Origin of the sequence: Paractinoplanes aksuensis, assembly GCF_024137025.1 — a bacterium.
Taxonomy (GTDB): domain Bacteria; phylum Actinomycetota; class Actinomycetes; order Mycobacteriales; family Micromonosporaceae; genus Actinoplanes; species Actinoplanes aksuensis.
Window position 1 is genome coordinate 89,212 of the sequence record NZ_JAMYJR010000017.1, and the last position, 26,109, is coordinate 115,320.

Consider the following 26,109-nt stretch of genomic DNA (forward strand, 5'->3'; position numbering starts at 1 on the left):
CGCCACGAGGCCTCGGATGCTTGCATCCGGGGCCTCGCGCCGCACAATTCATGGGTGCAAAACCAGACAACTAGTGACTCATTGCAGCAATTGCTCGAAATGCCACGAAAGTCTTGGTGGGCCCGGCTGCCCTTCGGCGTCCGCATGACGGCCGGCACCAGCGCGCTGCTTCTCGTGCTCGGCGCCGGGGTGACCGGCGTCGCCGTGCTGACCCAGGACAACCCGGACGCCCCGCGGATCGTCACCGCGATCGGCCAGGCCGCCGCCCCGGTGCTCGGCGCCGAGCCCCCGGCCCCGGCGCCGCCCCCGCACCTGTCGGCCGAGCCCGGCCTCGACCCGGTGGCGACCCTTTCCCGTACGACCGGACAGGCCGACCGGACCGGCCCGCGCGACCCCCACGGCCCGGCCGAGGTCCCGCCCGCGCCCGTCGCCACCACCACGGCCCAGGCGGCCGCTCCGGCCAAACCGGTCCCGGCCCCGCCCCGTCCGGCCAAGCCCGCCCCGGCCCGGCCCGGTCCCGCCAAGCCTGGTCCCGCCAAGCCCGGCCCGGCTAAGCCCGCTCCCGCCAAGCCCCAGGTCCCGGACAGCCGGCCCCCGGCCGCGCCCTCGATCACCACCCGCACCGACGTCGACACGCGTGAGGTGCCGTTCCAGACCCGCTTCGTGCGCGACCCGTCGCTGCCGCGCGGCGCCCGCAAGGTCACCGTGGCCGGCGTGCCCGGCGAGGAGTCCCTGCGCTACCTGGTGACGCTGACCGACGGCCAGGAGACCGACCGCAAGCTGTTGGACATCACCGTCACCCGCGAGCCCCAGCACCGGGTGATCGCCCTCGGCTCCCGCTGGGGCTTCGGTGACCGGCCCCGTCGAGGGCGCGATGAATGCGGCCGGAAGCTGGACTTCTGCCTGCCACTGGGTCGCGTGGCCCAGCCGCAGTGCCCCGACGAGGAGCCGGAGGCCGATGAGTTGAGTGTGCTCGACCAGGACATCGAACTGCTGGATCTGGACCTTGACCTGGACCTGGACGTGCCGGCCGCCGAACCGGCGCAAATGGATTGCGCCGTGGAGCCGGAGATCCCCAGACTGCCGCAGTGACGGACTTCGACACTCTGCTCGACGAGGCCGCGGCCGTGCCGCTCGCGGGCTGGGACTTCTCGTGGTTCGCGGGCCGGGCGACCGAGCAGCGGCCCTCGTGGGGGTACGGCGACCTGGTGGCCGAGCGGCTCACCCGGGCCGGCGCCGCGCTCGATCTGCAGACCGGGGGTGGCGAGGTCTTCGCGTACGCCATAGCCAGATCCGGCAGCCGCGGCCCGCACGTCGCGACCGAGGCCTGGCCGCCGAACGTCCCCGTGGCCCGCAGCCGGATCGGCAATGTGGTCGCGACCGACGGGCTGCCGTTCCGCGCCGGCTCGTTCGACCTGGTCGTGAGCCGGCACCCGGTCACCACCGACTGGGCCGGCATCGCGCGCGTTCTCACCCCGGGCGGCATCTTCCTGTCCCAGCAGATCGGCCCGGGCAGCAACCGGGAGCTCTCCGAGGCCATGCTGGGCCCGCTCCCACCGCCGGACCACCAGCATCCCGAGCAGATCGCGGCGGCGGCCGAGGCGGCCGGTCTCGAAGTGCTGCAGGTGCGCGGGGAAAGGCTGCGGGCCGAGTTCTACGACATAGCCGCGGTGGCGCACTTCTTGCGCAAGGTCGTGTGGACAGTGCCCGGTTTCACGATCGAAAAGTATCGAACCCGGTTGCGAGCGGTCCACGACGAGATCACCGTGAAAGGCATGTTCGTCTCCCACGCCACCCGCGTCCTGATCGAGGCCCGCCGGTGACCCTCAGCGACGCTCGGCTGGCCGAGCTCGCCGCCGAGCTGGTCCAGGTGCCCGGGGTGGTCGCCGTGGTGCTGGGCGGCAGCCGGGCCCGCGGCACGCACACCCCCGAGTCCGACACCGACTTGGGGCTCTATTACCGCGGCCCGCTCGACCTGGACCGGCTGGGCGCGGTCGCCCGTTCCTTCGCCGGGCCATCGGCCCAGGTCACCGCGCCCGGCGGCTGGGGGCCGTGGGTGGACGGCGGCGGGTGGCTCGAGGTCGACGGGGGTGCGCTCGACTTCATCTATCGCGACCTCGACCGCGTCCGCGGGATCTGCGCCGACGTCGGGCGCGGCCGCTACGCCTTCCATCAGCAGGGTGGCCACCCACTCGGGTTCGCCGATCACGCGTACGCGGGGGAACTGGCTCTCGGCAGGCTCCTGAGCGACCCGACGGGCGAGCTGGCCCGCCTGCGGAGCAGCCTGCAGCCCTACCCGCCGGCGCTGTCCCGGGCCCTGGTGGCCGGGCTGTGGGAGGCCGACTTCCTCGTCGCGATCGCGCGCAAAGGCCTGCCCCGCGCCGACACCGCCTTCGTCGCCGGCTGCCTGTTCCGGCTGGTCGGCGTGTGCGCGCACGCCCTGCACGGCGCGGCCGGCCGCTGGCTGATCAACGAGAAGGGCGCCGTGGCCGCGACGGCCGCCCTGCCCGGTGCGCCCGAACGGTTCGCCGAGCGGGTCGACCAGGCCTTCGCCGCCGTCGAGGGCGACCCGCTGCGGTTGCGGCTGGCCATCGACGTCGCGGCCGACCTCGCGCTCGACACGACCGACGCGTGCACGATGATGATGCGGTGACCGCCGACCAGCCCACGATCCTGGCCACCAGCGCGTTCTTCGAGGTCGGCCGGTTCGGCGACTTCGCCTGGCGGCCCGGTCCCATCCACCGGTTCGCGGCCGAGCTGGCCCAGGTGTCCCGGCCCCGGATCTGCTTCCTGACCCAGGCCAGCGGCGACCCGCCGGCCACCATCGGCGCGCACTACGCCGCCTTCGCCGGCACCGAGTTCGTCCCCTCGCACCTGCAGCTCTTCCCGATGCCGAACGTGGCCGACATCCGCGCCCACCTGCTCGAACAGGACATCATCTGGGTCCACGGCGGCAGCGTGGCCAACCTGTGCGCGGTGTGGCGGGCCCACGGCGTCGACACGATCCTGCACGAGGCGTGGCAGGCGGGCGTGGTGCTCGGCGGCGTGTCGGCCGGCTCGATCTGCTGGCATCAGGGTGGCACCACCGACAGCTACGGGCCCGACCTGCGCGGCTTCACCGACGGGCTGGGCTTGCTGCCGTACTCGAACGGTGTGCACTACGACGCCGAGGCGCAGCGGCGGCCCAGGATGCACGAGCTGATCGGCGACGGCACGCTGGGCGACGGGTATGCGACCGACGACGGCGCCGGGCTGGTCTATCGCGGCACCACGTTGAGCGAGGTGGTGGCCGACCGGCCCGGCCCGCTGGGCTATCAGCTCAGTCGCGCGGCCGACGGCTCGGTGACCGAGACGCCGCTCCCAACGCGGGTGCTCTAGCTGGCGTAATGCAAGATCACGTTGTGTACGTGGTGAGTCTTCTCGGATCCGCGGAACTCGACCTCGTAGATGTGCGTGCCGACCGTGATGGCGATCGTGCCGGTCGAGAAGAACTGCCCGGCCCAGCTCTTGTTGCTGACCACGCTGACGCTGCTGACCTTGGAGTACGGGATGCTGGTGATCGCGACGCGCTTACCGACGAACGACTTGTCCTGGATGATGACGCGCCGGTTGGTCAGCCCGATGAAGCCCGTCCCGGCGCCGACCGCGTCGTAGACCGCGATGATCTGCTCGCCGTCCAGCAGGCCGCTCTCGATCTGCTGGAGCTGGCCCTTGCTGTCGTAAATCACTTCGCTCATAGGGCGAGGGTAGCGATCAAGGGCTATGCGGGGCCGTGACCGTGCGATAGAAGTCCTCGATCCGGGCCGCGAGGGCGACCTCACCGTCCGTGAGGGTCTCGCCGTCCCGGTCACCCAGACAGATCTGTGTGTGACCCTCGGTTCGCCGGATGGAGGGGCGTATGCGCAGTGTGTCCGCCGCCACCTTGATCCGCTCGGTCAATGCGGCATGCTGACTGTCGTCGCAGACAAGTTCTCGTTTGAGCTGTACGCCGTCCTGCGTCCAGCCGCTCAGCAGCGTCAAAGCGTCGCTGAGGTAGTCCGAGCGGTTCACCCGTTGTCTTCTGGCCCGCATCGCCGCACCCCCTAGGCGTCGTTGCCGGCTTGTGGCCAAACTGTCGCCGTGTCGTCATGGTCGGTGCCACAAGTGTTGCTTCCCGCGGCAATCATGTCCACGCCCACATATCCGTGTTTGCGTGACGATCGGGACGCCTCGGGCAACCTGATCGGTAAACTTTTGTGGGAAGCTCTTGATTCATGCCGCCGAAACAGCACGTCAAGGAACAGAAGTCACGAAGGGTAATCGTGGCTGCGGTGATCATCACCGATGGACGGGTTCTGGCGTGCGAGCGCTCGGCACCGGTCGAGGTCGCCGGCCGTTGGGAGTTTCCGGGCGGAAAGGTCGAACCGGGCGAGACCGACCAGCAGGCGCTGGCGCGCGAATGCGCCGAGGAACTGGGCGTACGCGTCGAGGTCGGCGACCGGGTCGGGCCGGACGTCTCGCTGGCCCACGGCCGCGCCGTGCTGCGCGTCTTCGCCGTACGCCTGCTGGAGGGCGACGTGCCGCGGGCGCTGGAGCACACGTCCATGCGCTGGCTCGCCAAGGACGAGCTGGACAGCGTGCACTGGCTGCCCGCGGACAAACCGATCGTCGCCGAGCTCCCGGCCCTACTGGCCTGACTCGGCCCCGTACGTCTTGCGCAGTTCCCGCTTGAGCACCTTGAAGCTCGGCCCGAGCGGGAGCTGCTCGGCGAACCGGATCTGCCGCGGGTACTTGTGCTTGCCGAGCTTCTCGCGCGACCACTCGATCAGCTCGTCGGCCGTGATGCCACCCGGGTCGGGCACCACCACCGCGCAGATCTCCTCGCCGTGCACCGGGTCGGGCACACCGATCACCGCCACCTGCAGCACGGCCGGGTGGCGGGCCAGCGCCTCCTCCACCTCACGCGGATAGACGTTGAAGCCACCCCGGATGACCAGGTCTTTCTTGCGGTCGACGATCGTGATGAAGCCGTCCGCGTCCTTGGTGCCGAGATCACCCGTACGGAACCAGCCGTCCACCATCGCCTCGGCCGTCGCGGCCGGGTTGTTGAGGTAGCCGGCGAAGACGTTGTGCCCGCGGATGACGATCTCGCCCAGCTCGCCGTCGTCCATGAGCTCGATCCGCTCGTCGATCTCGGGCCGGGCGATCTCGACCTCGACACCCCAGATCGGGTGGCCGATCGTGCCCGGCTTCGCGCCGAACGCGGGCTGGTTGGTCGTGGCGGTGGGCGAGGTCTCCGATAGGCCGTAGCCCTCGTAGATCGTGGCACCGAACGCCTCGTTGAACTTCTCGAGCACCGCCACCGGCAACGACGCGCCGCCCGAGACGCACAGCCGCAAACGGGGCAGCTGGTCGGCCTTGGCCGCAGCTTCGAGCAGACCGATGTACATCGTCGGCACGCCATGGAAGATCGTGACGTTCTCGCGGACCATGAGCTGGATCGCGGCCTCGCCGGTGAAGCGGGCCATGAGCACGATGGTGCCGCCCAGCCGGAACGTGCCGTTCATGCCCACGGTCTGGCCGAACGTGTGGAACAGCGGCAGGCAGCCCATCACGATGTCGTCGTCGTTCAAGTCGTGGATGTCGAAGACGTTGACCATCGTGTTCATCACGAGGTTGAGATGGGTGAGCAGGGCCCCCTTGGGTTTGCCGGTGGTGCCGCTCGTGTAGAAGACGACCGCTACGTCTTCAGCTTCGCGGCTCACGTAGGTCCGCAGGGGCTTCTTGCCGGCCTCCTCCAGCCGGTCGATCCCGGGCACAGCCGGACCGACCGATACGACCGGGACGTCGGCCAGCTTGGCCGCGGCGACCGCGTTCTCGAGCTGGCTGGAGTGGGCCACCAGCAGCTTCGCGCCGCTGTCCTTCAGGACGTACGCGTTCTCCTCAGGGGTGAGGAGCAGGTGCATCGGGACGATCGTGCCGCCGGCCGCCAGTACGGCGTAGTAAACGCGGGGGAAGTCGGCCAGGTTGGGGATCTGGACGGCCACCACGTCACCAGGGTTGATGTCGAGCCCGCCCGCGTACGCCAAGGTCTGTTGCCAAAGGTCTTTGTACGTGATGCGCTCAGTGGTCAGGCTATCGATCACCGCAATTTTGTCGGGATACTTCCGGGCCGACTCGGCCAGGACGGTGGCGAGCGACAACTGCGTCATGCCAAGTGCCCTCCGATCTTGGTGTACCCGCGGAGCAGGTCGCGCGAGATGATCAGACGCTGCATCTCGTCGGTACCTTCATAGATACGCATGAGTCGCACCTGGCGGTACCACCGTTCGATCGGAAGCTCGCGGGTGTAGCCCATTCCTCCGTGGATCTGCATGACCCGGTCTACCACGTTGTTCACCATCTGGGCGCCGTAGAGCTTGGCCATCGAGGACGCGTGCCGCGGATCTTCACCCTGGTCGACCGTCCAGGCCGCGCGCAGGATGAGCCAGCGGGCCGCCTCCAGCTCGACCTCGGAGTCGGCGATCATCCACTGGATGGCCTGGTTCTCACCGATCTTCCGGCCGAACGTCTCACGCGTGTTGGCGTACTCAATCGCCATGCCCAGCGACCGCTCGGCGATGCCCAGAGCGTTGGACGGGATGAGGTAGCGGCCCTTGCCGATCCACTTCATGCCGAGCTCGAAACCCTGACCGATCTCGCCCAGGATGTTGCGGGCCGGGACGCGGACGTCGTCGAAGATCAGCGAGGCCGGGCCGCCCTCGCCCATGGTCTGGATGAACTCGGAGCGCCAGCCCATCTCCCGGTCGACCAGGAAGGCCGTGGTGCCGCCACCGCGCACGCCCTTCTCGCGATCGGTCACCGCGACCACGATGACGAAGTCGGCGTCGTTGCCGTTGGTGATGAACGTCTTCTCGCCGTTGAGGATCCAGTCGTCGCCGTCCGGACGCGCGCTGAGCTTGATGTTGGCCGCGTCGGAGCCGGCGCCGGGCTCGGTGATCGCGAAGCACGAGATCCGGTCGCCCTCGATGGTGGGGACCAGGAACTCCTGCTTCTGCTGCTCATTGGCGTAATACAGAATGTTGTCGGCCTCGCCGCCAAACTTGAACTGCACGAACGTGCGGCCGACCTCGGTCCAGATCAGTGACTGCAGCACGGCCGGAAGATCCATGCCGCCGTACGCCTCCGGTGTGGACAAGCCCCAGAAGCCGAACTTCTTGGCCTTCTGTTGCAGCTCGCGCAACTCGCTGCGGTCGAGGCCGGGCTCGTGGCGGCGCTCGCGCAGCAGCGCCTCTTGTTCGAGCGGCATGACCTCGCGGGTGATGAACTGGCGGGCCGTGTCGCGAATCGCGCGTTCCTCGTCGGTGAGCGAGAAGTCCATGCCGTTAAACTAGCGGTGTAAGTTTTAGCGCGTCCAGTGCAGATTTTTCGATGGGGGAATTCCATGGCCCGGCCGCGGCAGGCGTTGCTGACCCGGGAGCGGATCGTCGAGGCGGCCGCGGCCCTGGTCGACGCGGAAGGGCTGGATGCGCTCTCGACCAGGCGGCTCGCCACCGAGTTGGGTGTCCAAGGGCCCTCGCTCTACAACCACTTCGCCACCAAAAGCGACATTGTGGACGCGGTCGCCGACGCCGTGATCTCCCAAGTTGATTTGTCCGGTTTTCAGGTCTGCGACTGGCCCGACGCTTTGCGTCGCTGGGCTCACTCCTATCGGAAGGTGCTCAGCGAACACCCGAACGTCGTGCCGGTGCTGGCCCAGGGCCCCGGGCGCCGGCCCGCGTCGCTGGCCATGGCCGAGGCTGTGTACGGGGCGCTGGTCGACGCGGGGTGGAGTTATGCACAGGCCACGCACATCGGCGCGCTCATGAGATACCTGGTCACGGGCTCGTCGCTGGGGTCGTTCGCGCTCGGCTTCGACGTCGACCCCGATCTGTACGAACGTTATCCACACCTGGGGCACGCACCCCGTCTGGCGGAGCATCATGTAGCCGTGGACGAGGGCGCCTTCGAACTCGGACTGGACCTGCTGATCACCGGCCTCACGGCCCGATACGAGATGGGGACCCGCTGATGACATCGCTCGACCGGCCACACCTCTACATCGGCGGGGAGTGGGTCCCACCCGCCTCCGCCGAGACCATCGCGGTGGAAAATCCCGCCACCGAAGAGGTGCTGGGCCACGTGCCGGCGGGCACTGCGGCCGACGTCGAACGCGCGGTGGCGGCGGCTCGGGCGGCCTTCTCTTCCTGGTCGGTCGCGCCTGACCGGGCCGAGGTTCTGGATCGCCTGCACACTTCGCTCTCGAAGCGCGCCGCCGACATCGCTCGCGTGGTGGGTCTCGAGCTGGGCGCGCCCCTCAAGATCGCCAAGGCCGTCCAGGCCGGCCTTCCGCTTGCGGTCCTTCGTTCGTACGCCGATCTGGCCGCGCAGCCGGTGGCCGCGCGCACCATCGGCAACTCCCTGATCGAGCACGAGCCCGTCGGTGTCGTCGGTGCGATCACTCCGTGGAACTACCCGCTGCATCAGGTGGTGGCCAAGGTGGCCGCGGCCCTGGCGGCCGGCTGCACGGTCGTGCTCAAGCCCAGCGAGCTCACCCCGCTGGTGGCGTTCCTGCTGGTCGACGCGGCCGAAGAGGCGGGCGTCCCGGCCGGCGTGCTCAACGTGGTGACCGGGACCGGCCCGATCGTCGGGGCCGCTATCGCCGGGCACCCCGACGTCGACATGGTCTCGTTCACCGGCTCGACCGCGACCGGCCGGGCCATCACCCACGCGGCGGCCGACCGGATCGCACGCGTGGCCCTCGAGCTCGGTGGCAAATCGGCCAATGTCATCCTCGAGGACGCCGACGTGACCCGGGCCGTGAAGGTGGGGGTCGGCAACGCCTTCCTCAACTCGGGCCAGACGTGCACGGCCTGGACCCGCATGCTGGTCCACCGCAGCCACTACGACGAGGCTGTTTCGCTGGCCGCCAAGACGGCCGGCGGCTATAAGGTCGGTGATCCTTTCGACCCGGAGACCAGGCTGGGCCCGTTGGTGTCGGGGGCGCAGCGTGATCGCGTGCGTGGCTTCATTTCGCGTGCGTCGGCTCGGCTCGTGGCCGGCGGATTGGATTCACCGTTGCCGCAATCGGGACATTTCGTTGCGCCGACTGTCTTCGCCGATGTCGACCCGGCCTCCGAGCTGGCGCAGGAAGAGATCTTCGGCCCGGTGCTGTCAATCATCCCGTTCTCGTCCGACGACGAGGCGGTGACGATCGCCAACAACTCTAGGTACGGGCTGGCCGGCGGCGTCTGGGGCTCGGAGGAGCGGGCGCTGGCGGTGGCACGGCGAATGCGCACGGGTCAGGTCGATGTCAACGGTGGCTCGTTCAACCCGGCCGCGCCGTTCGGCGGCTACAAGCAGTCCGGTGTCGGCCGTGAACTGGGCGAGTTCGGCCTGGCCGAGTTCCAGCAGGTGAAGGCGATCCAGCGATGACTTCCTACTTCAACGGCCTGGTCCTCACCGAAACCGCCGGCCGCCCCACGGTCGCCGAGCTGCGACTGCCCGAGGTCGGGCCGGGCCAGGTGCGGGTCAAGGTGCGCGCGGCCGGCGTCTGCCACTCCGACCTGTCCATGGTCAACGGCACCATCCGCCCGTCCTTCCCGCTGGTCCTCGGGCACGAGGCGGCGGGCGAGGTCGTCGAGGTCGGCGCGAACGTGACCCGGGCCGCAGTCGGCGACCACGTGGTGCTCAACTGGCAGCCCGCCTGCCGCACGTGCTGGTTCTGCGAGAACGACGAGCCGTGGCTGTGCTCGACGTCGTCCGGCGTGGCCTCGCTCGAGAACGGCGTCACCCTCGACGGCGGGCCGGTGCACGTGGCGCTGGGCCTGGGCGCCTTCGCCGACCAGGTGGTCGCGCCCGAGAACGCCGTCATCAGGGTGCCCCCGGCGCTCGAGTTCGAGGTCGCCGCCCTGCTCAGCTGCGGTGTGCTGACCGGCGCGGGCGCGGTCCGCAACACGGCCCAGGTGCAGCCCGGCCAGTCGGTGGTGGTGATCGGTCTCGGCGGCGTCGGCCTGTCGGTGGTCGCGGCGGCCCGGGCCGCCGGCGCCTCCGACGTGATCGCGGTCGACATCTCCGAGGCCAAGAAAGGCCTGGCCGAGGCGGCCGGGGCCACCGACTTCGTGGTCTCGTCCGACACCCTGTCGAAAGAGATCCGCGGCCGCACCTCGGGCCGCGGCGCCGACCACGCCTTCGAGTGCGTGGGCCGCGCCGCGACAATCCGAGCCGCCTGGCGCGCCACCCGCCGCGGCGGCCAGGTCACCGTCGTCGGCATGGGCTCCAACGACGACCAGGTGCAACTGTCCGCCTTGGACATCTTCTCGTCGGCGCGCATCCTGCGCTCCTCGGTCTACGGCTCCGCCGACCCCGACATCGAGATCCCCCGCCTGGCCGACGACGTCCTCTCCGGCCGCCTGTCCCTCAACCACCTGATCACCAACCGCATAACCCTGGCCGACGTCCCCGACGCCTTCGACCGCATGTCCCGAGGTGAAGGCGCTCGCTCCATCGTCACGATCGGTGAGGCGTTGCTACCGTGACAGCCATGACGACGGTGCCCGAGTGGATGCATCCGCCCCGCCCCGAGGGCTGGTTCGCCGACGACCTCGACCACCTGCCCGAGGCGCCCCGTCATACGGAATTGATCGATGGAGCCCTCGTCTTCATGATGTCTCCCCAGCGGGCTTGGCACGGCCGGGCCGTTTCCGCCCTTCTCTTCGCCCTCACGGACCAAGCACCGGCGAACGTCGAGGTCGAACGCGAGATGACCATTCGTCTCGACGAACGCAATCGTCCCGAGCCCGACCTTCTCGCCACAAGAGCTCCCGTCTACGACCCGCAGCGCACCTTCTACATGCCTGACCAAGTGTTGCTGGTCATCGAGGTGGTCTCGCCAGAGTCGGCGCACCGCGACCGGACGGTCAAGCTCCGCAAGTACGCGGAAGCCGGCATCCCGCATCACTGGCGGGTGGAACAGGACGACGAGACACCCGTCATCCACACCTACGAACTTGATGGCGTCACCCGGTCGTACGCACCGACCGGAATCCACCGTGACCGGCTGCATACAGCCGTGCCCTTCGCGATGGAACTCGACCTGAGCAAACTGGTGCCCGGCCGCAAAGGCTGAGCCGGGCCCAGGATGCCCGTCAGACGTTGAAGCGGAACTCGACGACGTCGCCGTCTTTCATGATGTAGTCCTTGCCTTCCATGCGGACCTTGCCGGCTGACTTGGCGGCGGACATGGAGCCCGCGGTCATCAGGTCGTCGAAGCTGACGATCTCGGCCTTGATGAAGCCGCGCTGGAAGTCGCTGTGGATGACGCCCGCGGCCTCGGGGGCGGTGGCGCCGGTCGGGATGACCCAGGCCCGCGCCTCTTTCGGGCCGGCCGTCAGGTAGGTCTGCAGGCCCAGCGTGTTGAAGCCGATGCGGATCAGCTGGTCGAGGCCGGGCTCGGTCTGGCCGGTGGACTCGAGCAGCTCCTGCGCCTCGTCCGGCGGCAGGTCGATCAGCTCGGACTCGATCTTCGCGTCCATGAAGACGGCCTCGGCCGGGGCGACCAGGGCGCGCAGCTCGTCGAGGAAGGCGGCGTTGTTCAGCTCGGCCTCGTCGACGTTGAAGACGTACAGGAAGGGCTTGGTCGTCAGCAGGTGCAGCTCGCCCAGCAGCTCGACGTCGACGCCCGCCGCCTTCGCCCCGGCGTGCAGGGTGACACCGTCGTTGAGCAGCTTGAACGCGCCCTCGGCGGCGGCCACGACGGGGGCCTTGTCCTTCTTGAGCTTGGCCTCTTTCTGCAGGCGGGGCAGCGCCTTCTCGACCGTCTGCAGGTCGGCCAGGATCAGCTCGGTGTTGATCGTCTCGATGTCGTCGGACGGGCTGACCTTGCCGTCGACGTGCAGCACGTTGGGGTCGCTGAAGGCGCGCACGACCTGGCAGATGGCCGAGGCGTCGCGGATGTTGGCGAGGAACGCGTTGCCGCGGCCCTGGCCCTTGGACGCGCCGCGGACCAGGCCGGCGATGTCGACGAAGCTCACCGGGGCCGGGATGATCTTTTCGCTGCTGAACAGCTCAGCGAGTTTGCCCAGCCGCTCGTCGGGCAGCCCGACCACGCCGACGTTCGGCTCGATCGTCGCGAACGGGTAGTTCGCGGCGAGCACGTCGTTCTTGGTCAGGGCGTTGAACAGGGTGCTCTTGCCCACGTTGGGCAGGCCGACGATTCCGATGGTGAGGCTCACGGAACGCTAGTCTACGCAGCGGCTACCGGAAGAACTTCCGCAGTTCCTCCGCAACCCGTTCGGGCTGGCCGCTGTTGTCGGCCGCGACGTGACCCACACCGTCCAGGGTCACGCGCCGCACGTTCGGCAGCACAGGCTCCAAACCGTTCAAAACCCTGATCAGGTACGCCGGGGAGCGCTCGCCCCCGAGCAGGAGCGTCTCGGCCGTGACCGCCGCGTAGCGGTCGAGCGGCCCGCCGGCCTGCTCGACCACGGCCGCGTCACCGCGCATGGTCGGCACCAGCTCGCGCACCCGCGGGTCGGACCGCATCCAGAGCCGGACGAACGGGACGAGGGCCGCCCTCGGCACGTACGGGAAATCGCCGGTGCCCTTGCTGACCGTGACCATCGCTCGGGCCGTATGCCCCTTCGCCAGCTCTTTCTCGAAGCGCGGCCGCCAGCCCAGCGGGTCGAAGCCGCCGTAGCGCAACGGCGGTTCGTAGAGCGCGAGCCGTTCGATCCGCGGCAGTTCGAGGGCGCCGTGCAAGGCGACGACCGCACCCGAGCTCAGCCCGAACACGTTGCCCGCGCCGGTCTCGTCGAGCACCGCCGCGAGGTCGCTGATCTCGGAGCGCAGGCCCTGGCGGCGGCGGTCCGGCACGTACACGGTGAAGGTGCTCGCCAGCGCCGTGGCGAGCCGGGTGAAGTTGGCCGAGGTCTGCATCCCGCCGTGCAGCAGCACGACCTTGGGACCGCCCGACCCGAACGTGCGATAGCGGATCTCCGTTACCGTCGAGGTCTCCATGCGTCAACCGTAGTTGACACGTCGGTCATCGTCAACCAAAGTTGACAGCGCATGGCCATGTCCGAATCCCGCCAGCAATTGCCGCGCCCCGGCGGGCAGACTTCTGGGCATGGAACTGGACTTCGAACGGTGCTATCGCGCCGTGGACAGCCGGGACCAGCGTTTCGACGGCTGGTTCTGCACCGCCGTGACCAGCACCGGCATCTACTGCCGGCCGTCCTGCCCGGCGATGACCCCGAAGCGGGAGAACGTCCGCTTCTACCCGAGCGCGGCCGCCGCCCAGCGGGCCGGCTTCCGCGCCTGCAAGCGCTGCCGGCCCGACGCCGCGCCCGGCTCCCCCGAGTGGGACGTGCGGGCCGACCTGGTCGGCCGGGCCATGCGCCTGATCGGCGACGGCGTCGTCGACCGCGAGGGCGTGCCCGGCCTGGCCAGTCGTCTCGGCTACACCGAGCGGCACCTCGGCCGGCTGCTGACCGCGGAACTCGGCGCCGGGCCGCTGGCCCTGGCCCGGGCCCAGCGCGCACAGACCGCCCGCATCCTGATCGAGACCACCGACCTGGGCCTGGCCGAGATCGCGTTCGCCGCCGGGTTCGGCAGCGTGCGGCAGTTCAACGACACGATCCTCGAGGTCTACGCGCAGGCGCCGAGCACGCTGCGCGAACGCCGGACGGTCACTGTCGGCGAGCCGGGCACGATCAGCCTGCGGCTGGCCTACCGGTCGCCGCTGCACGCGCCGGCGCTGCTCGACTTCCTCGGCACGAGGGCGCTGCCGGGGGTCGAGGAACGCGACGGGACCACGTACCGCCGGGGTCTGACCCTGCCCCACGGGAGCGCGACCGTCTCGCTCAGCCCGGCCGACCGCTGGGTCTCGGCCACCCTGCGGCTGAGCGACGTGCGCGACCTCGCCCCGGCCGTGGCCCGCTGCCGGCGGCTGTTCGACCTCGACGCGGATCCCGAGGCGGTCGACACGACGCTGGGCGCGGACCCGGCGCTGGCCGCGATGGTGCGGGCCGAGCCGGGCGTGCGGGTGCCCCGGGCCGTGGACGGCTTCGAGATGGCCGTGCGCGCGATCGTCGGGCAGCAGGTCAGCGTGTCGGGCGCGCGGACGACACTGAGCCGCTTGATCCGTCCTTTCTCTCGGTCGGACACGTTGGTCGGCTTCCCCACGGCGGCCGAGGTCGCCGACCTGCCGGACAGCGCGTTCGGTATGCCGACGGCCCGGCGCGAGACCATCCGGCAACTGGCGGACGCGGTGGCCGACGGGAAGCTCGACCTGAATCCCGGTGCCGATCGCGAGGAGACCGTAGCGCGCCTCACCGACATTCCGGGGATAGGCCTGTGGACAGCCGGCTACGTCGCGATGCGCGCGATCGGCGACCCCGACGTCTTCCTCGCGACCGACCTGGCCGTCCGCCGCGGCGCCCGCGCTCTGGGGCTGCCCGACCAGGTCAAAACCCTTTCCGCGTACGCCGAGAGGTGGCGCCCGTGGCGCAGCTACGCCCTCATCCGGCTGTGGCGCGCGGCGTAGTTTTCCACAGCTCAGCAAGATCTTTCCCACGGCCGCCCACGACGGGTCAGGCTGTGCCGCACCCCCTGGAGGACGCGATGTTGAAGTACCGAACCCTCGACACCCAGGCCGGCCCGCTCACCGTGGTCGTCACCGGCACCGGCGCCGTCCGCGCCGCCGGTTTCACGGCCGACGTGGCCGACCTCACCGATCTGATCCACCCGAGCCTGCGGGAGCCGCTCGAGCCGAACGACGACGTCGGCCCGGTGACCGATCATGTGCGGTCCTACTTCGACGGTGACCGGTCCGCGCTCGAGGCTGTCGTGGTCGAGCAGCACAACGGCGGCGAATACATGCGCCACGCCTGGCAGGTCATGCGCGAGATCAAGCCAGGTGCACCGGTGACCTATTCGGAGTTCGCCCGGCTCAGTGGTCGCCCGGCCGCGATCCGGGCCGCGGCCTCCGCCTGTGCCCGCAACGCGGTCGCGCCCTTCACGCCGTGCCATCGGGTGCTGCGGCTCGACGGTTCGCTCGGTGGGTACCGCTGGGGTCTGTCGGTCAAGCGGTTCCTGCTCGACCACGAGGCTGCCCTGGCGTGAGCATTATTAAGCGGTCGTCGCCCGATCGTCGCCGTAGCATTCAGCCATGACTGATACGGGAACGACCGGGCGCGCCGGTCTGCCCGAGCGGCCGTCGCTCGACGGCCTCGAGGACAAGTGGGCGCGCACCTGGCAGGAGGAGGGCACGTATGCGTTCGACCGCTCGAAGGAGCGGGCGGATGTATACGCGATCGACACGCCTCCACCGACCGTATCGGGCGAGCTGCACATGGGGCACGTCTTCTCGTACACCCACACCGATACTGTCGCGCGCTTCCAGCGCATGCGGGGCAAGACCGTCTTCTATCCGATGGGCTGGGACGACAACGGCCTGCCGACCGAGCGCCGGGTCCAGAACGTGTACGGCGTCCGCTGCGACCCGGCGCTGCCGTACGACCCGCAGTGGGAGCCGCCGGCCACCGCGCCCAAGCAGCCCCTGTCGATCAGCCGCCGCAACTTCGTCGAGCTCTGCGGCCGGCTGACCGCCGAGGACGAGAAGGTGTTCGAGGCGCTGTGGCGGCGGCTCGGGCTCTCAGTCGACTGGGCGTTGCAGTACACGACGATCGGGCAGCGCTCCCAGGCCGTCTCGCAGCGGGCCTTCCTCAACAATCTGGCCCGCGGCGAGGCTTACACGGCCGAGGCGCCGACGCTGTGGGATATCGGGTTCCGCACCGCGGTCGCCCAGGCCGAGCTGGAAGACCGGGAACGTCCCGGCGCCTATCACCGGCTGCGCTTCCACGGCCCCGACGGCCCGGTCGAGGTCGACACCACCCGGCCCGAGCTGCTGCCGGCCTGTGTCGCGCTGGTCTACCACCCGGGTGACGAGCGCTACGAGGGCCTGAGCACGGTCCGTACGCCGTACTTCGATGTCGAAGTTCCTGTCCTGGCCCATCCGATGGCCGCGAAGGACAAGGGCACCGGCATCGCCATGGTCTGCACGTTCGGCGACATCACCGACGTCACCTGGTGGCGCGACCTGCAGCTCGAGACGCGGGTGGTGCTCGGGCGCGACGGCCGGTTCCTGCCCGACCGCCCGGCCGGGGTCTCCGACGCGGCCTACCGCGACTTCGCCGGCCTGACCGTCAACGCGGCCCGCCGCGAGATCGTCCGGATCCTCACCGAGACCGGCGACCTGCTGGGCGAGCCGAAGCCGATCACCCACCCGGTCAAGTTCTACGAGCGGGGCGACTCGCCGCTCGAGATCGTCACCAGCCGGCAGTGGTTCCTGCGCAACGGCGGGCGCGAGCCCGAGCTGCGCGACCGGCTGCTGGCCCGGGGCCGTGAGCTGCAGTGGTTCCCCGAGCACATGCGGCACCGCTACGAGCATTGGGTCACCGGTCTGACCGGGGACTGGCTGGTCAGTCGTCAGCGTTTCTTCGGCGTGCCGGTCCCGATCTGGTACCGGCTCGACGACGCTGGCGAGCCGGATTACGACAAGCTTCTCATACCGGATGAATCAGCCCTACCGGTCGACCCGTCCTCGGAGTGCCCGCCGGGCTACGACGAATCCCAGCGGGACGTCCCGGGCGGCTTCACGGCCGACCCCGACGTGATGGACACATGGGCCACCTCGTCGCTGACCCCGCAGATCGTCGGCGGCTGGCAGGGCGACGATGCCCATCCAACCGCCCCGCCCGCCACCCAAAACCAGACTGAAGACTTGTTCAGGCGAGTCTTCCCGATGGACCTGCGGCCGCAGGGGCAAGAGATCATCCGCACCTGGTTGTTCTCGACCGTCCTGCGGGCCGACCTCGAGAGCGATGTCCTGCCGTGGAAGACGGCGGTCCTGTCGGGCTGGATCCTCGACCCCGACCGCAAGAAGATGTCGAAGTCCAAGGGCAACGTCGTCACCCCGATGGACCTGCTGGTGCAGAACGGGTCCGACGCCGTCCGCTACTGGGCCGCGAACGGCCGGCCCGGCGCCGACCTGGCCTTCGACCCGGCCCAGATCAAGGTCGGCCGGCGGCTGGCGACCAAGATCCTGAACGCGTCGAAGTTCGCGCTCGGGCTGGGCGCGGCCGACTCGCTGCGGCAGCCGGTCACCGAGCCGCTCGACCGGGCGATGCTGGCCCGGCTGGCCACCGTCGTCACCACGGCCACCGAGGCGTTCGACCGCTACGACCACACCGACGCGCTGCAGGCGACCGAGGCGTTCTTCTGGACGTTCTGCGACGACTACATCGAGTTGGTCAAGGAGAGGGCGTACGCGACCGGGCCGGCGGCCGATTCGGCCCGGGCGGCCCTGGCCTCCGGGCTGTCGGTGCTGCTGCGGCTGTTCGCGCCGTTCGTGCCGTACGTGACCGAAGAAGTCTGGTCGTGGTGGCGGTACGGCTCGGTGCACCAGGCGACGTGGCCGACCACCTACGAGCTGACGCGGGTGGCCGGCGAGGGTGACGCCACGCTGCTCGACCTGGCCGGTGACGCGCTGCGCCAGGTCCGGCGGGCCAAGTCCGACCGCAAGCTGTCGATGAAGGCCGAGGTGCCGCTGGCCGAGGCGCTGGGCCCGGCCGACGTGCTGGAAAGGCTGGCCCTGGTCGAGGGTGACCTCAAGGCAGCCGGTCGTATCGCCAAGCTCGACACCCTGCCCGGCCGCACGCCCGAACTGGTGATCGCCAGCGCCTTCTGAGCCGACCCACCCGCCGGCACGAACCGGCGGCCCGGCGCAGACCGGCGGGCCCGGCGCGGGCCGACGGGCCTGGCGCGGGCCGACGGGCCTGGCGGGCCGGTGCGGGAATGCTCGGCGGGCCTCGGCTCTGGCGAAATCGCCGGAGCCGGGGCCGCCGGCAGGGCAGCATGTAGGCATGTCGATCGCGCCCGAGCAGGTCGAGGCGCCCGCCCGCGACGCCGTGCTGTTCAAGTCGTCGCCGGTGCGGACGTTCCTCGCGCTCTTCCTGCTGTTGATGATCTCGTTCGCCCTGGTGGCGCCGCTGGCCGCGCTGCTCGGTTCCACCGGTTCCGGAAGCCGCTGGTGGGTGACCGCGGGCCAGGCGGCGGTGATCGCGGCGCTCGCGTCCGGCGCCTACGTCTTCTCGACGCGGGGGTCGCTGCGCACGTGGGTGCGGGTCTCTTCGGGCGGGCTGGAACTGGCCGCGCAAGAGAGCGACCCGATCATGCTGGCCTGGGCCGACATCAAACACGTGACCGTGCGCCGGGACGGCCTGAAGAACCTGCTCGAGGTGACCCCGGTCGACATGGACCGCGTGCACCCGGTGCAGGGCGAGGAGGCCGGCCCGCCACCCCTGGCCGAGACCCCGGACGGGCAGTCGTTCACCGCCGACCTCAGCGAGGTCTGGCCCAGCCCGCGCCGCCTACGCCGCGAGCTGGCCAAACACCTGCCACCGGACGAGGCCACCGCGGCCTAGAAGTCGAAGTCGCCGCCGCCCCAGCCGCCGTCGCCGCCGAAGTCGCTGCCGCCCATGTCCCCGCCCATGTCGCCGCCGCCCATGTCGTTGCCGCCGAAGTCTTGCGCGGCGTCGGCGTAGCCGTCGGAGAAGCCGTCGCCGTAGCCCATGTCGCCGAAGCCGGGCGAGAGCAGCGCGTCGAAGATCAGCATGCCGCCGAGCACACCGGCGCCGGCGCCGAGCGCCGTCTTCCAGACCGGGGTCGAATACCAGCCCGCTGGCACCGGACGGCCTTGGACCCGGCCGCCGGGGTAGTAGTAGGGCGTGTCGTTGCCGGGCTGCGGGCCCGCCTTGTAGCTGTGGCCCTGCACGCTGACCTCGCGTTCCTTGGTCAGCTGGCCCACGCCCTGGGCCGAGGCGAGCGCGGGCAGGTCGGGCCCGGGGTCGATGCCCATGGCGAGGCGGGCGGCCCGCACGTACTGCAGGCCCTCGAGCGCCGACTCGCGGGCCAGCTCGAACTGGCGCACGGTGTTGGCCTGCTGCAACTGGCCGCCGGCGGCGTTGTAACGCTCACCGGCGTCGGACAGCGCCTGGCGGGCCGCCTCGTCGTTGCCGTGCAGGTTCATCAGCTGACCGCCGAGCCGCTCGTACCACCGCTGGGCCTCGGCCCGCGCGTCTTCCAGCTTGGTCTGCTGGGACGCGGCGCCGTTGCGCCGGGCCAGGACGATCACGAGGAGGACGACGATGACGATGCCCAGGATCAGCAACACGCTCATGTTTCAACGGTACCCTCGTGATTCACGAAAGCCCGGTCTGGCAATCTCCGGTATGTGACTGTTTCGACGCTGGTCGTAGTGCTTGTCTGCCTCGCTGCCGGGGGCGCTCTCGGCTGGCTCACAGCCAGGTTGCGGGCGGCGGCCGATATCGCCCGGCTCGAGGCCACCATCCAGGCCCGGGCCGACGGTGAGGAGCGCCTCGAGCAGTCGCTGCGTTCGCTGACGTACGAGGCCACCGCCCAGTCGCAAGAGGCCGTGGCCCGAGCCGTGGCGCCGCTGCACGAGACCCTGCGCCGCTACGAGGAAAGAGTGGCCGAGCTGGAGCGGGAGCGGGTCGACGCCTACGCCGAGCTGCGCGAGCAGGTGCGGGCCATGAGTGCCGTCTCGGGCGAGCTCCGCACCGAGACCAAACAGCTGGTGGCGGCCCTGCGCACACCGCAGACGAGGGGCCGGTGGGGCGAACATCAACTGCGTCGCATCGTCGAAGCGGCCGGCCTGCTGGAACACTGTGACTTTGCTGAACAGGTCACGGCGGCAACCGACAATTCCGGCGTACGCCCCGATCTGATCGTCCGTCTGCACGGCGGACGCACGGTCGTGGTCGATGCGAAGGCGCCGCTGGAGGCCTATCTCTCGGCCCTGGAGGCCCGGGACGAGCGCAGCCGCGACGGCTTCCTCGACCAACACGCCCGCCACCTGCGGGCCCACATCGAGGCGCTGGCGGCCAAGCAGTACTGGACCGCGTTCGACCTGGCCCCGGACTTCGTGGTGCTGTTCGTGCCGGCCGACCCGTTCCTCGACGTCGCCCTGCGGCACGACCCGACGCTGATGGAGCACGCCTTCCGCCGCAACGTCGTGCTGGCCACCCCGGCCACGCTGATCGCGCTGCTGCGCACGGTGGCCTTCTCGTGGCGGCAAGAGGAGCTGGCCCGCAACGCGGTCGAGGTGCACAGCGTCGCGCGCGAGCTCTATGCCCGGCTGTCCACCCTCGGCGACCACGTCGGCAAGCTCGGCGCGTCGCTGGGTGGGGCCGTCACCGCGTACAACAAAGCAGTGGGGTCTTTGGAATCACGCGTGCTGGTGAGCGCGCGCCGGCTGGCCGAAATGGGCGTCTCGGACGACGACATCCCCACCCCGGCCCAACTCGAGGTCGCCCCGCGTCAGCCCCAGGCCCCTGAGCTGTTGGAACCCCGTTAGGCCTTGGCCGCTTGGGCCTTCTTCATGTCGCGGCGCAGCTCTTGCGGCAGGGAGAAGGTCAGGCGCTCCTCGGCGGTGGTGAACTCGGTGACCTCGCCGAAGCCGCGGGTGGCCAGGTGTCCCAGAACCTCCATGACCAGGTCTTCGGGGACGCTGGCGCCGGACGAGACACCGACCGTGGTCGCGCCCTCGAGCCACTCGTCCTGGATCTCGGAGGCGTAGTCGACCAGGTGGCCGGCGCGGGCACCGGCGCTGAGCGCGACCTCGACCAGGCGGACGGAATTGGAGGAGTTGGTCGAGCCGACGACGATCACGACGTCGCACTCGGGCGCGATCTCTTTGACCACGTGCTGGCGGTTCGACGTGGCGTAGCAGATGTCGTCGCTCGGCGGCGACTGGAGCAGCGGCAGCCGGGTCTTGAGGCGGGCCACGGTCTCCATCGTCTCGTCGACCGAGAGCGTGGTCTGCGACAACCAGACCACCTTGGACGGGTCGCGCACGACGACGCTGTCGACCGAGTCGGGGCCGTCGACGAGCTGGATGTGCGCGGGCGCCTCGCCGGAGGTGCCGATGACCTCTTCGTGACCCTCGTGACCGATGAGCAGGATGTCGTAGTCGTCCTTGGCGAAGCGCTTGGCCTCGTGGTGAACCTTGGTGACCAGCGGGCAGGTGGCGTCGATGGCCTTGAGGTTGCGGGCCTTGGCCTGCTCGTGCACCTCGGGCGCGACGCCGTGGGCCGAGAAGACCACGGTCGAGCCCTCGGGCACCTCTTCGTTCTCTTCCACGAAGATCGCGCCCAGGCCCTCGAGCGTGTTGACCACGTGTTTGTTGTGCACGATCTGCTTACGGACATAGACCGGGGCGCCGTAGAGCTTCAGCGCCTCTTCGACGGTCTGGACCGCACGGTCGACACCCGCGCAGTAGCCGCGCGGCTTGGCCAGCAGGACACGCTTCCGAGGATCGCTCACCCGGCCATCGTACGTGGCCCCGGCCCACGCGGCCCGGGCTGCGATATGGGCCACAGCGGGTCATCCACAGGCTACGCACACGGGGCTCGACCGGACGGCGGCCGCTCGGGATACTCGTCGGATGCTTGACGAGGAGCAGCGGGACAAGACGGTCGAACTGGCGCCGTGGTGGGTGGTCACCGGGCGGGCCCTGCGGTTCGTCCTGGGCGCGTTGTCGCTGGTCGGCGGGCTCACCTGGGCCCTGCTCAACCTGCACGTCGCGACCGCGGCGCTCGACGCCGCGGTCGGCGCGGTCCTCGCGGCCGGCGGTCTGGTGCTGCTCATGCCCCATCGCATCCGGCTGCCCCGGCTGGTCACGGCGCTCGTGATGAGCGGGTTCGCGGTGGCCGGCACGGTGGCCGGGCTGGTCTACGAGCAGTCCCGCGAGTGCTGCGAGTTCGCCTACGTGGCCGAACGGGGCTGGCCCTTCCACTGGGTCGGCCGGGGCGGGGTCGCCGACGACCCCGAGACCGCGATCCGGCTCGCCCAGTCGTCGGCGTGGTCGGCCGACGTCGTCTCGCTGACCGCGAACCTGCTGGTCTGGTCGTACGTCGGCCTGATCCTGGTGGTGATCGCCGTCCTGGTCCGCCGGGCCCGGCCCGTCCGGGCGGAAGAACCGGAATCACCGGTGATGTGACCGTTTTGCCGAGATACTCGGACGCATGCCAGAGGCTGCGGAGGACGAGGAACTCGGCTTTGTCGCCTCGGCGGCGGCCACCCTCCGGCTGATCCTGGGCTGGGCCCTGGTCGCGCTGGGCCTGCTCAACCTGGCCATGGGCCTGACCGACGGGCCGTACGTCGTCTTCCACGCCGTGCTGCTGGTCACCGGGCTGCTCCTGCTGAGCGCGGGCCGGTCCCTGGGGCCGGTGTCCCGCCTCGCGTGGCTGGCCGGCGGGCTGACGGCGGGGCTCGGGCTGGTGGTCAGCGCGGTTCCGGCGCTGACGGTGGCGTGCTGCTCGCGCGGGTACGCCGTGCGGCACGGGTTCCCGTTCACGATGCTGGCCCGTGATCCCGGCGGGTGGCGGTTCGACCTCGTCCGTACGCTGGCCGACCTGCTCTTCTGGCTCTGCGCCGGGCTGATCGTGCTGGTGGCCGCGGCCCGGTTACGCCCAGCCCGGGACACCGCGGCGCCCCGTCCGCCGACGAGCCACTCCGAGGCCCGCAACGCCGGCCACCACCGCTCGCAGAGCTACGACGAGACCGCGGGTGACGGCGCTGAGGCCTCGCGGGAAATGTCGTAGGGCTTCCGTAGTCTGGCCGGGTGAGTGAGCCCGAGCCGAGTGCGGCGCCGCCGAAGAGCTCCCCCGAGGAGCCCTGGCCCGTCCGCGTCGTCAGTCAGAAGATCGGCGCCTGGATCGCCAAGCTGGGCTGGGTCTGGGTCGACGGCCAGGTCGCCCAGATCAGCCGCCGGCCCGGCTCCACCGTGGTCTTTCTCACCCTGCGCGACCCGTCGGCCGACCTCAGCCTCACCGTCACCGCCCACCGCGACGTGCTCGACGCGGGCGCGCCCGAGCTGGCCGAGGGGGCCCGGGTCACGCTGCACGCCAAGCCCGAGTTCTATCCGGCCCGGGGCTCGCTCAGCCTGCGGGCCGACGAGATCCGCCAGGTCGGGCTGGGCGAGCTGCTGGCCCGCCTCGAACGGCTGAAAAAACTGCTCGGCGCCGAGGGGTTGTTCGCCCGCGAGCGCAAGCGCCGGCTGCCGTTCCTGCCCCAGCGCATCGGCCTGATCACCGGCCGGGCCAGCGCGGCCGAGCGCGACGTGCTGATGAACACGCGCCGCCGCTGGCCCTCGGTCGACTTCCGGGTGATCAACGTGCCCGTCCAGGGCCCGACGGCCGTGCCCCAGATCATCGACGCGCTCAAGGTCCTCGACAACGACGAGACGATCGACGTGATCGTGATCGCCCGGGGCGGCGGCAGCGTCGAAGATCTGCTGCCGTTCTCCGACGAGGCGCTGTGCCGGGCCGTCTTCGGCGCCCGCACGCCTGTGGTCAGCGCGATCGGCCACGAGACCGACGCTCCCCTGCTCGACTACGTGGCCGACGTCCGCGCCTCCACCCCGACCGACGCGGCCAAGCGCCTGGTACCCGACCTCGGCGAGGAGACGCAGCTCATCGACGTGGCCCGGCGCCGGCTCGAGCGGGCCGTGCTGACCCTGGTCGAGCGCGAGACCCACCGCATCGAGGCCTGGCGGTCGCGCCCGTCGCTGTCCCGTCCCGAGTTGCTGGTCGACCAGCGCGCGGCCGACGTGACCGCGCTGCGCGACCGGGCCGTGCGCAGCCTCGACCACCGTCTGCGCCGCGCCGACGACGACCTGCGTCACACGGTCGCCCGGCTGCGGGCGCTCTCCCCCGCGGCCACCCTGCAGCGCGGCTACGCGATCGTGCAGCGGGCCGACGGCCACGTGGTGCGCGCGGCCGGCGAGGCCCGGGCGGGCGACGTGCTCCGGCTGCGGCTGGCCGAGGGTGAGCTGCGAGCAGCCGTGGAGGACGACGAATGACTGGGTCCCGCGCCGCGGGGCGCCGGGTGAGCAGAGCGGCGGGTTGAGTGGTGGCCAAGGCAGCGAGCACGGGAGCAGCAGTGAGCGACGAGAAGTTGAGCTACGAGCAGGCCCGCACCGAGCTGGCCGGTGTCGTCGAGCGTCTGGAACAGGGCGGCAGCTCGCTGGAGGAGTCGTTGGCGCTGTGGGAACGCGGCGAGAAGCTGGCCGACGTGTGCCAGCGCTGGCTCGACGGCGCCCGCGAGCGCATCGAGGCGGCCCGGGCCGCCCGCACCGACGGCTGAGCCCGGCCGGCCTCAGCGCAGGGCGTCGGCCAGCGCTTCCAGGTTCTCGGTGTCGGTCTTGCCGACGATGACGACCGTCCGGGCCGGGTCGGCCAGCACCAGCGCGCGCTCGCCGGGCCGCGCGTTGTAGAGGCGCCAGACACCGGCCGAGGAGCGGAAGTTGCCGACCGCCTCGGCGTCCTTGCTCAGCTCTTGCGGCAGCAGGGTGTCGGCCGGCACGTTGCTCTGCACCAGCTGGATCGGGTCTTTGTCGGGGTCGACGTAGCCGATCCGCAGGGTCGCGCCGTTCTCGGCCCGGCGGAAGGTGGCGCTCGAGGTGTGCCAGTCCTCGTTGAGGCCTTGGGCCACCAGCACGGGGAACAGCTTCGACTGCTGCGCCTCTTGCACGGTCGGGGCGGGGTCGATGGCCACCGGCTTGTCGCCGTCGAGGACGAGGCGGTAGAAGGTCAGCAGCAGGGCGATCGGGATCAGCAGCACCGCCAGCGACATGATCATGTCTTTCGGCGACCGCTCCGAGTCACGGGCGAGGCGGGCCGGCTGCTCCGGCTCGGCGGCGGGAGCTCCGGCGACGGGAGCCTCGGCGACGGGAGCCTCGGCAGCGGAAGCTTTGGCGACGGGAGCCTCGGCAGCGGGAGCTTCGGCGGTGGGCGCGTCAGCGTCGGTGGACGCTTCGGCTTTGGCGGGCGCGGGCGATGCGGGTTCCACCTACCCATTGTTAACCATGTCGCTGAGTCGAGACTTCGCCCGTCCGCGCATGTGAGGATCGGTGCACCCACCAAGGCCCCGCAACGTCGCGAGGAGGCGCCCATGCCCGCACGGGTCCCGCAGGATCTCGACCGCAACATCGCCCTCGACCTGGTTCGTGTCACGGAGGCCGCCGCCATGGCCGCCGGCCGCTGGGTCGGCCGGGGCGACAAGAACGGCGGTGACGGCGCCGCCGTCGACGCCATGCGCAAGCTGATCAACTCGATTCAGATGCGCGGCACGGTGGTCATCGGTGAGGGCGAGAAGGACGAGGCGCCCATGCTCTTCAACGGGGAACGGGTCGGCGACGGCACCGGCCCCGAGGTCGACGTGGCCGTGGACCCGATCGACGGCACGACGCTGATGAGCAAGGGCATGCCGGGCGCGGTCGCGGTGCTGGCGGTGGCCGAGCGCGGCGCGATGTTCGACCCGAGCGCCGTCTTCTACATGGAGAAGATCGCCGTCGGTCCCGACTGCGCCGACGTCGTCGACATCAACGCCGGCACGGCCGAGAACCTGCGCCGTATCGCCAAGGCCAAGCGGTCCAGCATCAACGACGTGACTGTCTGCATCCTCGACCGGCCCCGGCACGCCAAGCTGGTCGAAGAGGTGCGCCAGGCCGGCGCCAACATCAAGTTCATCTCCGACGGCGACATCGCGGGCGCCATCTCGGCCGCCCGCTCCGAGTCCGACGTGGATGTGCTGATGGGCATCGGCGGCACCCCCGAGGGCATCACCGCGGCCTGCGCGCTCAAGTGCCTGGGCGGCATGATCCAGGCCAAGCTGTGGCCGCAGGACGGCGCCGAGCGCGAGAAGGCGCTGGCCGCCGGGCACGACCTCGACCGCGTGCTGACCACCGACGACCTGGTCACCGGGGACAACTGCTTCTTCGTGGCCACCGGTGTGACCTCGGGCGACCTGCTCAAAGGCGTGCGCTACCGCTCGGGCGGCGCGCACACCCAGTCGATCGTCATGCGGTCCAAGAGCGGCACCATCCGGGTGATCGACTCGTATCACCGGCTCGAGAAGCTGGCCCTCTATTCGGCCGTCGACTTCGACGGTCACCTGCCCACCGTCCCGCTCGGCGACGGCGACCCGGTTATCTGAGAACTCGCTGAT

The 26,109-nt window shown here is 70.4% G+C and carries 28 protein-coding genes; 19 read left to right on the top strand and 9 right to left on the bottom strand.

Features of this window, described 5'->3' with window-relative positions:
• Window positions 1–99 precede the first annotated feature (99 nt).
• From M1L60_RS17320 to M1L60_RS17335, 4 genes are read left to right on the top strand one after another with little or no spacing between them, the layout of a single operon-like run.
• Window positions 100–1,092 (top strand): G5 domain-containing protein, encoded by a 993-nt coding sequence (locus M1L60_RS17320; protein WP_253238463.1) that lies wholly within the window; start codon window positions 100–102, stop codon window positions 1,090–1,092.
• Window positions 1,089–1,823, top strand: coding sequence for a methyltransferase domain-containing protein (locus M1L60_RS17325; RefSeq protein ID WP_253238464.1), 735 nt, complete (start codon window positions 1,089–1,091; stop codon window positions 1,821–1,823). Before M1L60_RS17320 ends, M1L60_RS17325 begins: the two co-directional genes overlap by 4 nt.
• Complete coding sequence (locus M1L60_RS17330; RefSeq protein WP_253238465.1) at window positions 1,820–2,653, top strand: nucleotidyltransferase domain-containing protein; 834 nt, start codon at window positions 1,820–1,822, stop codon at window positions 2,651–2,653. The genes M1L60_RS17325 and M1L60_RS17330 overlap by 4 nt, the downstream gene beginning before the upstream one ends.
• Window positions 2,650–3,378 (top strand): Type 1 glutamine amidotransferase-like domain-containing protein, encoded by a 729-nt coding sequence (locus M1L60_RS17335; protein WP_253238466.1) that lies wholly within the window; start codon window positions 2,650–2,652, stop codon window positions 3,376–3,378. The genes M1L60_RS17330 and M1L60_RS17335 overlap by 4 nt, the downstream gene beginning before the upstream one ends.
• Here M1L60_RS17335 and M1L60_RS17340 read toward each other — a convergent pair.
• Together M1L60_RS17340 and M1L60_RS17345 are read right to left on the bottom strand one after the other, a co-directional pair.
• Window positions 3,375–3,737, bottom strand: a complete 363-nt coding sequence (locus M1L60_RS17340; RefSeq protein ID WP_253238467.1) for a PH domain-containing protein — start codon at window positions 3,735–3,737, stop codon at window positions 3,375–3,377. The two genes, M1L60_RS17335 and M1L60_RS17340, sit on opposite strands and share 4 nt — an antisense overlap.
• Window positions 3,738–3,753: 16 nt before the next feature.
• Complete coding sequence (locus M1L60_RS17345; protein WP_253238468.1) at window positions 3,754–4,071, bottom strand: 4a-hydroxytetrahydrobiopterin dehydratase; 318 nt, start codon at window positions 4,069–4,071, stop codon at window positions 3,754–3,756.
• A gap of 182 nt (window positions 4,072–4,253) precedes the next feature.
• On the opposite strand from M1L60_RS17345, the gene M1L60_RS17350 reads away from it, so the two are divergent.
• On the top strand, window positions 4,254–4,676 hold the full coding sequence (locus M1L60_RS17350) for a (deoxy)nucleoside triphosphate pyrophosphohydrolase (RefSeq protein ID WP_253238469.1): 423 nt from the start codon (window positions 4,254–4,256) through the stop codon (window positions 4,674–4,676).
• On the opposite strand, the gene M1L60_RS17355 is transcribed toward M1L60_RS17350, so the two are convergent.
• Both M1L60_RS17355 and M1L60_RS17360 read right to left on the bottom strand, forming a co-directional pair.
• A complete protein-coding gene (locus M1L60_RS17355) occupies window positions 4,665–6,191 on the bottom strand; it encodes a long-chain-fatty-acid--CoA ligase (RefSeq protein ID WP_253238470.1) in 1,527 nt (508 codons plus the stop codon). The two genes, M1L60_RS17350 and M1L60_RS17355, sit on opposite strands and share 12 nt — an antisense overlap.
• Window positions 6,188–7,360, bottom strand: coding sequence for an acyl-CoA dehydrogenase family protein (locus M1L60_RS17360; RefSeq protein WP_253238471.1), 1,173 nt, complete (start codon window positions 7,358–7,360; stop codon window positions 6,188–6,190). The genes M1L60_RS17355 and M1L60_RS17360 overlap by 4 nt, the downstream gene beginning before the upstream one ends.
• Window positions 7,361–7,423: 63 nt before the next feature.
• Between M1L60_RS17360 and M1L60_RS17365 the strand changes: the two genes are divergently transcribed.
• The 4 genes from M1L60_RS17365 to M1L60_RS17380 are packed head-to-tail and all read left to right on the top strand — an operon-like array spanning window position 7,424 to window position 11,146.
• Entirely contained in the window at window positions 7,424–8,050 is a 627-nt protein-coding gene (locus M1L60_RS17365; protein WP_253238472.1) for a TetR/AcrR family transcriptional regulator, read from the top strand.
• Window positions 8,050–9,453 (top strand): aldehyde dehydrogenase family protein, encoded by a 1,404-nt coding sequence (locus M1L60_RS17370; protein WP_253238473.1) that lies wholly within the window; start codon window positions 8,050–8,052, stop codon window positions 9,451–9,453. The genes M1L60_RS17365 and M1L60_RS17370 overlap by 1 nt, the downstream gene beginning before the upstream one ends.
• Window positions 9,450–10,556, top strand: a complete 1,107-nt coding sequence (locus M1L60_RS17375) for an alcohol dehydrogenase catalytic domain-containing protein (RefSeq protein WP_253238474.1) — start codon at window positions 9,450–9,452, stop codon at window positions 10,554–10,556. The genes M1L60_RS17370 and M1L60_RS17375 overlap by 4 nt, the downstream gene beginning before the upstream one ends.
• A gap of 5 nt (window positions 10,557–10,561) precedes the next feature.
• Complete coding sequence (locus M1L60_RS17380) at window positions 10,562–11,146, top strand: Uma2 family endonuclease (protein WP_253238475.1); 585 nt, start codon at window positions 10,562–10,564, stop codon at window positions 11,144–11,146.
• 19 nt (window positions 11,147–11,165) lie between these two features.
• Here M1L60_RS17380 and ychF read toward each other — a convergent pair whose 3' ends face one another.
• Window positions 11,166–12,251, bottom strand: a complete 1,086-nt coding sequence (gene ychF, locus M1L60_RS17385; RefSeq protein ID WP_253238476.1) for a redox-regulated ATPase YchF — start codon at window positions 12,249–12,251, stop codon at window positions 11,166–11,168.
• A 22-nt stretch (window positions 12,252–12,273) separates the two neighbouring features.
• On the bottom strand, window positions 12,274–13,035 hold the full coding sequence (locus M1L60_RS17390; RefSeq protein ID WP_253238477.1) for an alpha/beta fold hydrolase: 762 nt from the start codon (window positions 13,033–13,035) through the stop codon (window positions 12,274–12,276).
• 109 nt (window positions 13,036–13,144) lie between these two features.
• On the opposite strand from M1L60_RS17390, the gene M1L60_RS17395 reads away from it, so the two are divergent.
• From M1L60_RS17395 to M1L60_RS17410, 4 genes are all read left to right on the top strand, one after another.
• Entirely contained in the window at window positions 13,145–14,563 is a 1,419-nt protein-coding gene (locus tag M1L60_RS17395) for a DNA-3-methyladenine glycosylase 2 family protein (RefSeq protein ID WP_253238478.1), read from the top strand.
• Window positions 14,564–14,640: 77 nt separating this feature from the next.
• A complete protein-coding gene (locus M1L60_RS17400; RefSeq protein WP_253238479.1) occupies window positions 14,641–15,141 on the top strand; it encodes a methylated-DNA--[protein]-cysteine S-methyltransferase in 501 nt (166 codons plus the stop codon).
• 46 nt (window positions 15,142–15,187) lie between these two features.
• Complete coding sequence (gene valS, locus M1L60_RS17405; protein ID WP_253238480.1) at window positions 15,188–17,767, top strand: valine--tRNA ligase; 2,580 nt, start codon at window positions 15,188–15,190, stop codon at window positions 17,765–17,767.
• A gap of 175 nt (window positions 17,768–17,942) precedes the next feature.
• Window positions 17,943–18,503 carry a hypothetical protein gene (locus M1L60_RS17410; protein ID WP_253238481.1) on the top strand — a complete coding sequence of 187 codons (561 nt, stop codon included), beginning with the start codon at window positions 17,943–17,945 and terminating at the stop codon, window positions 18,501–18,503.
• On the opposite strand, the gene M1L60_RS17415 is transcribed toward M1L60_RS17410, so the two are convergent.
• Window positions 18,500–19,258: a hypothetical protein gene (locus M1L60_RS17415; protein ID WP_253238482.1), complete on the bottom strand. Its 759-nt coding sequence runs from the start codon at window positions 19,256–19,258 to the stop codon at window positions 18,500–18,502. The two genes, M1L60_RS17410 and M1L60_RS17415, sit on opposite strands and share 4 nt — an antisense overlap.
• A gap of 54 nt (window positions 19,259–19,312) precedes the next feature.
• Here M1L60_RS17415 and M1L60_RS17420 point away from each other — a divergent pair, with 54 nt between their 5' ends.
• The gene (locus tag M1L60_RS17420) at window positions 19,313–20,455 is read left to right on the top strand and encodes a DNA recombination protein RmuC (protein WP_253238483.1); all 1,143 of its coding nucleotides are present in this window, start codon (window positions 19,313–19,315) and stop codon (window positions 20,453–20,455) included.
• On the opposite strand, the gene M1L60_RS17425 is transcribed toward M1L60_RS17420, so the two are convergent.
• Window positions 20,452–21,423 (bottom strand): 4-hydroxy-3-methylbut-2-enyl diphosphate reductase, encoded by a 972-nt coding sequence (locus M1L60_RS17425; protein ID WP_308208501.1) that lies wholly within the window; start codon window positions 21,421–21,423, stop codon window positions 20,452–20,454. The genes M1L60_RS17420 and M1L60_RS17425 overlap by 4 nt on opposite strands.
• Window positions 21,424–21,544: 121 nt before the next feature.
• Here M1L60_RS17425 and M1L60_RS17430 point away from each other — a divergent pair, with 121 nt between their 5' ends.
• The 4 genes from M1L60_RS17430 (at window position 21,545) to M1L60_RS17445 (ending at window position 24,246) form a co-directional block, all read left to right on the top strand.
• The gene (locus tag M1L60_RS17430; protein ID WP_253238484.1) at window positions 21,545–22,099 is read left to right on the top strand and encodes a hypothetical protein; all 555 of its coding nucleotides are present in this window, start codon (window positions 21,545–21,547) and stop codon (window positions 22,097–22,099) included.
• Between the two features lie 25 nt (window positions 22,100–22,124).
• A complete protein-coding gene (locus M1L60_RS17435; RefSeq protein WP_253238485.1) occupies window positions 22,125–22,703 on the top strand; it encodes a hypothetical protein in 579 nt (192 codons plus the stop codon).
• Window positions 22,704–22,723: 20 nt separating this feature from the next.
• Window positions 22,724–23,962 carry an exodeoxyribonuclease VII large subunit gene (xseA, locus tag M1L60_RS17440; RefSeq protein ID WP_253238486.1) on the top strand — a complete coding sequence of 413 codons (1,239 nt, stop codon included), beginning with the start codon at window positions 22,724–22,726 and terminating at the stop codon, window positions 23,960–23,962.
• Window positions 23,963–24,042: 80 nt separating this feature from the next.
• A complete protein-coding gene (locus M1L60_RS17445; RefSeq protein ID WP_253238487.1) occupies window positions 24,043–24,246 on the top strand; it encodes an exodeoxyribonuclease VII small subunit in 204 nt (67 codons plus the stop codon).
• A gap of 12 nt (window positions 24,247–24,258) precedes the next feature.
• Here the strand turns inward: M1L60_RS17445 and M1L60_RS17450 are convergent, their stop codons facing one another.
• Window positions 24,259–24,951, bottom strand: coding sequence for a DUF4245 domain-containing protein (locus M1L60_RS17450; protein WP_253238488.1), 693 nt, complete (start codon window positions 24,949–24,951; stop codon window positions 24,259–24,261).
• A gap of 102 nt (window positions 24,952–25,053) precedes the next feature.
• On the opposite strand from M1L60_RS17450, the gene glpX reads away from it, so the two are divergent.
• Window positions 25,054–26,097 carry a class II fructose-bisphosphatase gene (glpX, locus tag M1L60_RS17455; protein ID WP_253238489.1) on the top strand — a complete coding sequence of 348 codons (1,044 nt, stop codon included), beginning with the start codon at window positions 25,054–25,056 and terminating at the stop codon, window positions 26,095–26,097.
• Window positions 26,098–26,109: the final 12 nt, after the last annotated feature.